Annotated in this window: 9 protein-coding genes; all 9 read right to left on the bottom strand. The window is 65.5% G+C overall.

Annotated features, from left to right (window positions below; genetic code table 11):
• On the bottom strand, positions 1–506 hold a 506-nt coding region (locus P4L93_10640; GenBank protein MDR3687401.1), incomplete at its 3' end, for a universal stress protein.
• A 14-nt stretch (positions 507–520) separates the two neighbouring features.
• Positions 521–1,783 (bottom strand): glutamine-hydrolyzing carbamoyl-phosphate synthase small subunit, encoded by a 1,263-nt coding sequence (gene carA / locus P4L93_10645; protein MDR3687402.1) that lies wholly within the window; start codon positions 1,781–1,783, stop codon positions 521–523.
• A gap of 4 nt (positions 1,784–1,787) precedes the next feature.
• Positions 1,788–3,077, bottom strand: a complete 1,290-nt coding sequence (locus P4L93_10650; GenBank protein ID MDR3687403.1) for a dihydroorotase — start codon at positions 3,075–3,077, stop codon at positions 1,788–1,790.
• Positions 3,061–3,996 carry an aspartate carbamoyltransferase catalytic subunit gene (locus P4L93_10655; protein MDR3687404.1) on the bottom strand — a complete coding sequence of 312 codons (936 nt, stop codon included), beginning with the start codon at positions 3,994–3,996 and terminating at the stop codon, positions 3,061–3,063. The genes P4L93_10650 and P4L93_10655 overlap by 17 nt, the downstream gene beginning before the upstream one ends.
• Positions 3,996–4,553: a bifunctional pyr operon transcriptional regulator/uracil phosphoribosyltransferase PyrR gene (gene pyrR / locus P4L93_10660; protein ID MDR3687405.1), complete on the bottom strand. Its 558-nt coding sequence runs from the start codon at positions 4,551–4,553 to the stop codon at positions 3,996–3,998. Before pyrR ends, P4L93_10655 begins: the two co-directional genes overlap by 1 nt.
• A gap of 201 nt (positions 4,554–4,754) precedes the next feature.
• Positions 4,755–6,242 (bottom strand): PAS domain S-box protein, encoded by a 1,488-nt coding sequence (locus P4L93_10665; protein ID MDR3687406.1) that lies wholly within the window; start codon positions 6,240–6,242, stop codon positions 4,755–4,757.
• A gap of 45 nt (positions 6,243–6,287) precedes the next feature.
• Positions 6,288–7,301 (bottom strand): RluA family pseudouridine synthase, encoded by a 1,014-nt coding sequence (locus P4L93_10670; protein MDR3687407.1) that lies wholly within the window; start codon positions 7,299–7,301, stop codon positions 6,288–6,290.
• Positions 7,298–7,921 carry a signal peptidase II gene (gene lspA, locus P4L93_10675; GenBank protein MDR3687408.1) on the bottom strand — a complete coding sequence of 208 codons (624 nt, stop codon included), beginning with the start codon at positions 7,919–7,921 and terminating at the stop codon, positions 7,298–7,300. Before lspA ends, P4L93_10670 begins: the two co-directional genes overlap by 4 nt.
• 26 nt (positions 7,922–7,947) lie before the next feature.
• Positions 7,948–8,316, bottom strand: coding sequence for a TraR/DksA C4-type zinc finger protein (locus P4L93_10680; GenBank protein MDR3687409.1), 369 nt, complete (start codon positions 8,314–8,316; stop codon positions 7,948–7,950).
• Positions 8,317–8,425 lie beyond the last annotated feature (109 nt).

Genomic DNA, 8,425 nt, shown 5'->3' on the forward strand with positions numbered 1-8,425 from the left:
GCCCGCGTCGCCGACGCCGAGAAGTCGGTGGGTACAACGAGGCGCTTGGCGAAGTCGTGCGCGATTTGAGCAGGGTCGCTCACCGCATCGAGCAGATCGTTTCGGACCGTCATCGTGCGGATCTTGCCTGAGACGAACAGCTCCTCGGACACGCTTCCCGAGAACAGCGCCTCCAAGAGGGTCTTGCCCTCGGTGCCGAGGCAGATCACGTCGACGTCGGCCTGCTGCGCCAGCGCAAGGATCGCCCCGGTCGGGTCGCCGGTGACGACGCGAGTCTCCAGCTCCATCGCGCAGTCGGACGCGACCTCACGGGTCCACTCCGCGAGGCGCTCTCGCGCGCGGTCCATCTCGGCAGCCACGACCGGCGCTTCCATACCGGAGTCGTCGACCACCGAAGCTACGAGCACCCGACGCACGGACTGCACGGAGAGCCCGCTCACGTAGCGCAGCACCTTCTTCTCGTGCGGGTCGCTTCCCAGCGGAACAAGCATCGTACTGATGGGCATGGTGGTCCCCTTCTCTACTCCACGCCGTCGAGATAGTCGTCGCGGCCGTCCATCAGTCGCGTGAACGCGCCGAAGAGGTAGCGGGCGTCGTGCGGGCCCGGTGCCGCCTCGGGGTGGTACTGAACCGAGAAGGCAGGCGTGTCGAGCAGCCGGATGCCTTCCACGGTCATGTCGTTGAGGTTGACGTGCGAGAGCTGAACGCGCCCGAAGTGCTGGGAGCGCACGACCGGCGCCACACCCGCCGCGACCCACGAGCCGATATCGCCCGCGTCGAGCGTCAGCCCGCCACTATCGCCAGCCACCAGACCGCCGATCGAGCCGAAGTCAACGCAGAAGCCGTGGTTCTGACTGGTGATCTCAACACGGCCGTTCAGAAGGTTCATCACGGGCTGGTTTCCGCCGCGATGCCCATATTTCAGCTTGAACGTCGTGGCTCCCACAGCAAGCGAGAGCATCTGGTGCCCGAGACAGATCCCGAACACCGGCTTGACGCGGAGCAGCTCGCGAAGCGTCCCGTACAGGTAGTCGACCGCCGAGGGGTCGCCCGGACCGTTGGCGAAGAACAGGCCGTCGGGCTGCAAGGCGAGAATCTCCTCGGCGGAAGTAGTCGGCGGGACGACTGTGAGCTCGCAGCCAGCCTCGGAGAGACGGCGCAGAATGTTGTACTTGATGCCGGAGTCCATCGCGACGACTCGGTAGCTCGGCTTGACCGGAAGTACGCCCGTGTCGACCGGCAGGTCGCTGTCGCACGGCGACTCGGTGCCCCATCGGTACGGGGCGGTGCAGGCGACCTCGGCGACGAGGTCGCGGCCCACGAGGCCCTGCGAGGCGGCCGCCTTCGCGACCAGCGAGTCCGCCGATAGGTCGGTCGTAGAGATGACGGCGCGCATCGCGCCCGCTTCGCGCAGGTGCCGCGTGAGGCGGCGGGTATCGATGCCCTGAATCGCGACGATGCCCTTCTCGGCGAGGAAGGCCGGGAGCGACTGCTCGGACCGCCAACTCGAAGGCTCGTCGCACATCTCGCGCACGACGAATCCCTTCGCGAATACGCCGCGCGACTCCATGTCGGCGCCGTTGACCCCATAGTTACCGATATGCGGCATCGTCATCGTGACGATCTGTCCGGCGTAGCTTGGATCGGTCAGCACCTCTTGGTAGCCCGACATCGACGTGTTGAAGCACAGCTCGCCGGCGGCCTCGCCCGATGCGCCACACGCGATACCGCGAAACACCGTGCCGTCTTCCAGCGCAAGTAGCGCCTCGGGACCCTGTGTCACGGGGCTAGACCACCTTTCCGTTGCGCAGAGCGAACCGGCCGCCGACAAGTACCTCGGTGGCCTTGCCCAGTAGTGTAGTCCCCAGAAACGCCGAGTTACCCGACTTGCTCTCGAAGAACGCCGGTGTGATCTCGACTCGGCATTCGGGGTCGATGATCGTGATATCGGCGACCGAGCCCTCGGCCAGGGTGACTGGCGGCAGGTTGAGCGCGGAGCGCGGGCCCGTGGCCATCAGGCGCGCTACATCGCTCCAGGTCAGCGTATCTTTCGCGACCAAGTTGGTAATAACCAGCGGCAGCGCGGTCTCAAGCCCGGTCGTGCCGAACGGCGCGAGTTCGAACTCGAGCGCCTTCTCGTGCGCGGCGTGCGGCGCGTGGTCGGTTGCGATCGCGTCGACGGTGCCGTCCTTCAGACCCGCGACCAAGGCGGCACGGTCCGCCGAGGTGCGCAGCGGCGGGTTCATCTTCATCGCAGTGTCGTACTCGGGCGTCAGCGCGTCCTCGTCGAGGAAGAGGTGGTGCGGCGTGACTTCGCAGGTCACGGCGACTCCGCGCTCCTTGGCCTCGCGCACGGCCTGCAGTGCGCCAGCCGTCGAGATATGCGCGAGGTGCAGCCTGCAGCCGGTCAGCTCGGCGATCGCGATGTCGCGTGCAACGGCGACGTCCTCGCCCGCCGACGGCCAGCCGGTCAGCCCGAGGCGCGTCGAGACGACGCCCTCGTTGACGACGCCTTTGCCCACCAGCGCCTCGTCCTCGCAGTGGCAGACCACCGTCGCACCGAAGGTGACCGCATAGTCCATGACGCGGCGCATCGTGCCGGCGTCCTGGACCCCCTTGCCGTCGTCGGAGAAGGCCACAGCGCCCTCGGCGATCATGTCGCCCATCTCGGCGAGCGACTCGCCTTTCAGGCCGACCGTGAGCGCACCGATCGGGTGCACGCGTACATGTCCACGCTCGGCGGCGCGCTCGACCAAGAAGCGCACGGCCGAGCCCTCGTCGCAGATCGGGTTGGTGTTGGGCATCGCACAAACCGCCGAGAACCCGCCGTGTGCGGCCGCGCGCGTCCCGCTTTCGACGTCTTCCTTGTACTCGAAGCCCGGCTCGCGCAGGTGCGTGTGCACGTCGACCAAGCCCGGCATGATGATCTTCTCGGCACACTCCACGACCGTCGCACCGGCGGCCACAACGTCCTTGCCCACCTTGGTGATGATGCCGTCTTCGATCAAGACGTCGCAGACCTCGTCGAGCTCGAGGCCCGGATCAACAACCCGGCCGCCTCTAAGCAGTAGCGTCACTTGCGTCCCCTCCCAGCAGCAGATACATCGCGGCCATGCGCACGGCAACCCCGGCGTTGACCTGATCGAGCACGACGGCGCGCGGTGAATCCGCCACAGCCGACGAGATCTCGACGCCGCGGTTCATCGGTCCCGGGTGCATGACGATCGCATCGGGCCTCATGCGCGCGAGCCGAGCCTCGTTCATGCCCCACAGGCGCGAGTACTCGCGCACGCTCGGGAACGGCATACCCTCGGCGCGCTCCATCTGGATGCGCAGCATGTAGGCGACGTCGAGCTCGGGCAGCACGTCGTCGAGCGTGTAGCTGACCTCGGCGCCGAGCGCATCGGGGCGAGCCGGCATCAGGGTGGGCGGACCGATGACGATCGGCCGCGCGCCCACCATCTTAAGCGCGGGCACGAGCGACCCGGCGACGCGCGAGTGCGAGATGTCGCCCACGATGCCCACCGTCAGCCCCTCAAGGTGTCCGAGACGCTCGCGCATCGTGAACAGGTCGAGCAGGGCCTGCGTAGGGTGCTGATGCATCCCGTCGCCGCCGTTGATGATGTGGGCGTCCATGTGTTTGGCGAGCATCCGAGGAGAACCGGCGTACTTGTGTCGCAAGATCACCAAGTCGCAAGCCATCGCCGAGAGCGTCTCGGCGGTGTCGACCAGCGACTCACCCTTGACTGTGGCGCTCGCCGAGGCGGCGAAGTTGATGCCGTCGGCCGACAGCCGCTTGGCCGCGAGCTCGAAGCTCGTGCGCGTCCGCGTGCTCGGCTCGAGGAAGAGGTTGACGATGGTGCGGCCGCGAAGCGTTGGCAGCTTCTTGATGCGGCGCTCGTTGACTTCCTTGAACGACTCGGCGGTATCGAGGATGAGCGTCAGGTCGGCGAGCGTGAGGTCTTCGATGTCGATGATGTGGCGCGTCGAGAGCACTACTCCTCGCCTCCCTCGGCGGCTTCGAGGATCTCGGCGGCATCGCGGCCGTCCATGCTCTCGAAGTAGACCTTCACCCGCTCCTTGGCCGACGAAGGCACGTTCTTGCCCACGTAGTCGGCGCGAATAGGCAGCTCGCGGTGTCCGCGATCGACCAGCACTGCAAGCTGGATTGAGTGCGGCCGGCCGTAGTCCATGATCGCGTCCATCGCCGAACGGATCGTGCGCCCAGTGAACAACACGTCGTCGACGAGGACCACGTCGCGGCCCTCTACGTCGAACGGGATGTCCGTGCGGTGCACTTCGGGTGAGAGTCGCATGGCCAGGTCATCGCGGTAGAAGCTGATGTCGAGCGTGCCCACAGGCACGTCGGCGCCTTCAATGTCGCGGATCTTACCCGCAAGCGTCTCGGCAAGTGTGGCTCCTCGTGTGACGATCCCGACGAAGGCGAGATTCTTCGCGCCCTTGTTGGCCTCGAGGATCTCATGGGCGATACGCGTGACCGCGCGCGAAATCGCCTCGGCGTCCATCACTGTCGCTTTCGTGCGGTACTCCACTCCACGCACCCCCTGGATACGAAAACGCCTCCCGGCCTGTGCGGCAAGGAGGCACGTCATCATGTGGGTGCGGGCGCGCTCTCGCGCGCTGCTGCGGTATGAGTCTGCGGTTCCTTACCGGCCTCACGGGACCGGGCTTAAAGGTCTTTGTGAGGGTAGCGCACCCGTCGCCCGCCGACAACCCGTCGCCGGTGTGTCGGACTACATTCGCGCTACCTCCTGCACCATGACCAGTTCGGCGTCGTGGCCGTCCCAAGCGATGTTGTGAGTCAGAACGTGGACGGGAAACTCGCGACCGTTCCCGTCGATATGCGTCCAGAATCCCGCATCGACCAGACCGGGCAGCTTGCGTGAGAGGTGCTCGAGAAGCTGAGGTACTTCGGCGGCCGGACGCAACTCCTTCAGTGTCATGGACGCGAACTGCTCACGCGTGTATCCGTACTTTGCAAGCGCAGCATCGTTTGCGGCCAGGATCCGCAAGTCGCGGCGGTCGTGCACGTACATCGGCTGCGGGTAGGCGTCGAAGAGTTGTCGATAGCCCTCCTCGCTCCTGGCCAGCGCCTCTTCGGCCTCAACACGCCGCGCATCCAGGCGGATTCGGTCCAGCGCGAACGTCAGATCGGTCTTGAGTGTCGCCAGCAGCCGACGATCCTCGACGCCGAAGTAGCCGGGCTGCTCGGCGAGCAGAAGCGTGCACGCCCGCATTCGGCCGCCATCCACAATGGCGAACGCGGCAAAGGAGCCGAAGCCACCGTCTCGGGCAGCTTCCCGCCAAGGCGAATCTTGAGCAGATGCGATGTCGTTGCAGATCAGGACATCGGCCTCGGCGAGGCTTGCTGGAAACATGCTGTCGGGATTCTCGCTATCGGCCAGCATCTTCTCGGCGACGGCGACGCCGGCTTGTCCGAGGCCGACCATTCCAGCAGTCGCGTATCCGGTGTTTCCGTTGCGCACCACGGCCCAAGCAGCCTTGAAGCCACCCACCTCGACGGCTTGATGGCACAGCTGACCGAAGAGCTGCATCTCGTCGCGCGAACGACCGACGACAGCCGACATCTCCGAGACGAGCCGGTAGCCCTCGAGCAGACGCTTGAACCGCTCGGTCTGCTCCTTGCCGCGCGTGTTGTCGGCGATTGCGACGACCCATCCGCCATCAGGATTCAGCTGTTCGAGACGAGCGGCTCTCGCAATAACCGGGCGCACCTTGGAACCTCCCGGCACGACCAGTTCAAGGCCGTCGATCGAGTCAGTGGCCAGCAGCTCACTGACCGAGACGGCGAAAGCCTCCTGCCGCTCAGCTCCGCACAGTTCCTCGAGCGGACGGCCCACGCACTGCGTGCTACGGACGCCAAGCAGCTGCTCGGCGGTAGGGTTCATGAAGGTCACGTCGCCATGTCCGTCGAGTAGCAGCATGCCCACCGGCGCGGTGTCGACGACCCGCTGCAACTCCCGCTCGGCGTGCTCGGCGTGATCCGCCGCGTCCGCAGCGGCTTGCGTCCAACGCGCGATAACGAGATAGAGCAGCAGCGAAGTCACGAGCACGAAGAGGAAGCCCTTGCCGATCTCGACCATGCCCTCGAGCGGCTGCGGCAAGCGTATGGTCACAAGCCCCGTGACCAGAATCCACAGGCCCGCAAGTGCCGCATACGACACTGCGACGCGCGCGGCGATTCCCTGTGGCGTGCGCATCAAAGTCCTCCCCGATGGAACATGGCGCCGATTCAAGCTGCTCGCTCAGGGCTTGCGCCCCCGGGCGACCAGGCCCAGGACTTCATTCCCTGCTTCAGTACGTCCTGCCGAGTAGGACTCGATTCTCTCAAGCCGGCTCGCAAGATCCTCGGGTAGAGGATCGACGAACAACAGCTCTTCTCCTGTTATCGGATGAGTGAGAGATAACCGATAGGCATGCAGGAACTGGCGCTCGAGGCCGAGATCGGCCTTGAGCCGCCGCTGCCCGTAGACGGGGTCTCCAACGCATGGGTGGTGAATGTAGGCCATGTGAACGCGAATCTGATGGGTGCGCCCTGTGTAGAGCTTGCACTCCAGAAGCGAGAACCCGTCGTCGGCGGGTCCGGCCTCGAAGCGCTCGAGCACCCGAAACGTCGTGACCGACTGCTTGGCCGTCTGGGAGTCCGAGACCGCCATCTTCATCCGTTCGCGCTGGTCCCTGCCGAGAGGCGCATCGATCATGCCCGAGTCGGGCGCGATCCACCCGTGCACGAGCGTCAGATAACGACGGTCGATCGAGCGGATCTTGATTGCCTCCTGAAGGCGAACCTGCGCCTCGTCGGTCTTGGCCACCATCATCAGTCCGCTTGTGTCCTTGTCGAGCCGATGAACGATGCCGGGCCGCTCGTCGCCTTGCAGGGTACCAAGCGTGTCCGAGTGCGCCAGCAGGGCGTGGACGAGTGTGCCCGTCCAGTTGCCCTCGGCGGGGTGTACAACCAATCCGGCCTGCTTCGAGAGGACGATCATGTACTCGTCCTCGAACCGGATGTCGAGGGGGATATCCTCGGGAATCAGGTCGCCGCGATCGTAGGGCGGCACCTCGATCTCGATGCGCTCCCCTGCCCTCACGGAGTGCTTCTTGGCCACCACGCTGCCGTCGACCATGACGTTGCCGCCGTCGATCAGCCGAGACGCCGCCGAGCGAGACACCAGGAAGTCGAAGCCTCCGAGCAGCGAGTCCAACCGCTGGCCGGCCTCCTCCGAGGTCACCACGTGCTCGTAATACTCCGACGGCCTCATCCTGCGAGCTCCTCATGGTCGGATGCTCGCACCGAAGGCTCAGGCACATCAGCAGTGCCGGAAGCGTCGGGCGCAGACTCGGCGAGCGGTTCGTCGTCGTCTTTCACGGCCTCCACATGCGCGGCGTGGTCTTCACTCGCCCCGAGAATCTCGGCGGGCTGCTCGAGCTCCTCGGCGGGTGTCTCGGCGGGCTGAGGGCCGAACAGCACCCATACCATCAGCAACGCCACGCCGCAGACGATCGCCATGTCGGCCACGTTGAACACCGGGAACTCGACGAAGGTGAACTCGAAGAAGTCGGTCACCTGGCCTACAAGCGCGCGGTCGATCAGATTGCCGATCGACCCGCCCGCGATCAGAGCCAGTGCGATGACGACAGGCCACGCGCTCGGCCGAACTCGGCGCCAGTATGCCGCGATCACAAACAGTACGAGCAGCGATGTGAGCACGAAAACGGGCCGGCCGCCCTGGAACAGCCCGAAGGCAGCGCCGGTGTTGTGCACCATGACGAGGCGGACCAAACCGGGTATGAGCGGAACCGGTTGCCCGAGCTGCAGTGCGGAACGCGCGACCGCCTTGACGACCTGGTCGCAGATCAGGATTGCGGATGCGATTGCCACAAAGACCCAGCCCGGGTGGGCCAGATCTAGCGAGACTCTTCGGCTTCTTTGCACTTGATGCACAGAGTCGCGGTGGGCATAGCGGTCAGGCGTGCGGCGGGGATGTCGGCGCCACAACGCGAGCACGAGCCGTACGTGCCGGCCTTCACGCGCGCGAGAGCAGCACGCACCATGTCGAGCGTGTCGCGCTCGTTCTCCTCGAACGTCATGTCGAGTTCGCGCTCGAACGTCGCGGTTCCTTGGTCGGCCATGTGGTCTCGGTACGCCTGCTCGCCACTGGCCTCAGAGAGCAGTTCGTGGTGGTGAATGTTGAGCTCGGTGACGTCGTCCTCGAGGCGCTTCAAGTCGTCTTGGAGCCGAGCGACCAAGTCGGCCCTCGTCTTCTCGTCGATCATCGCGGGCTCCTTGTCTACTAGTCGCGGGGGCGCCCCCGCCCCCCCCCCCCCCCCCTCGCCCCACAAACAACAACCACCACCCTCGACATAAAAAAAAAAAAAGACCAAC

It is taken from the genome of Coriobacteriia bacterium, from assembly GCA_031292615.1.
GTDB lineage: Bacteria > Actinomycetota > Coriobacteriia > Anaerosomatales > JAAXUF01 > JARLGT01.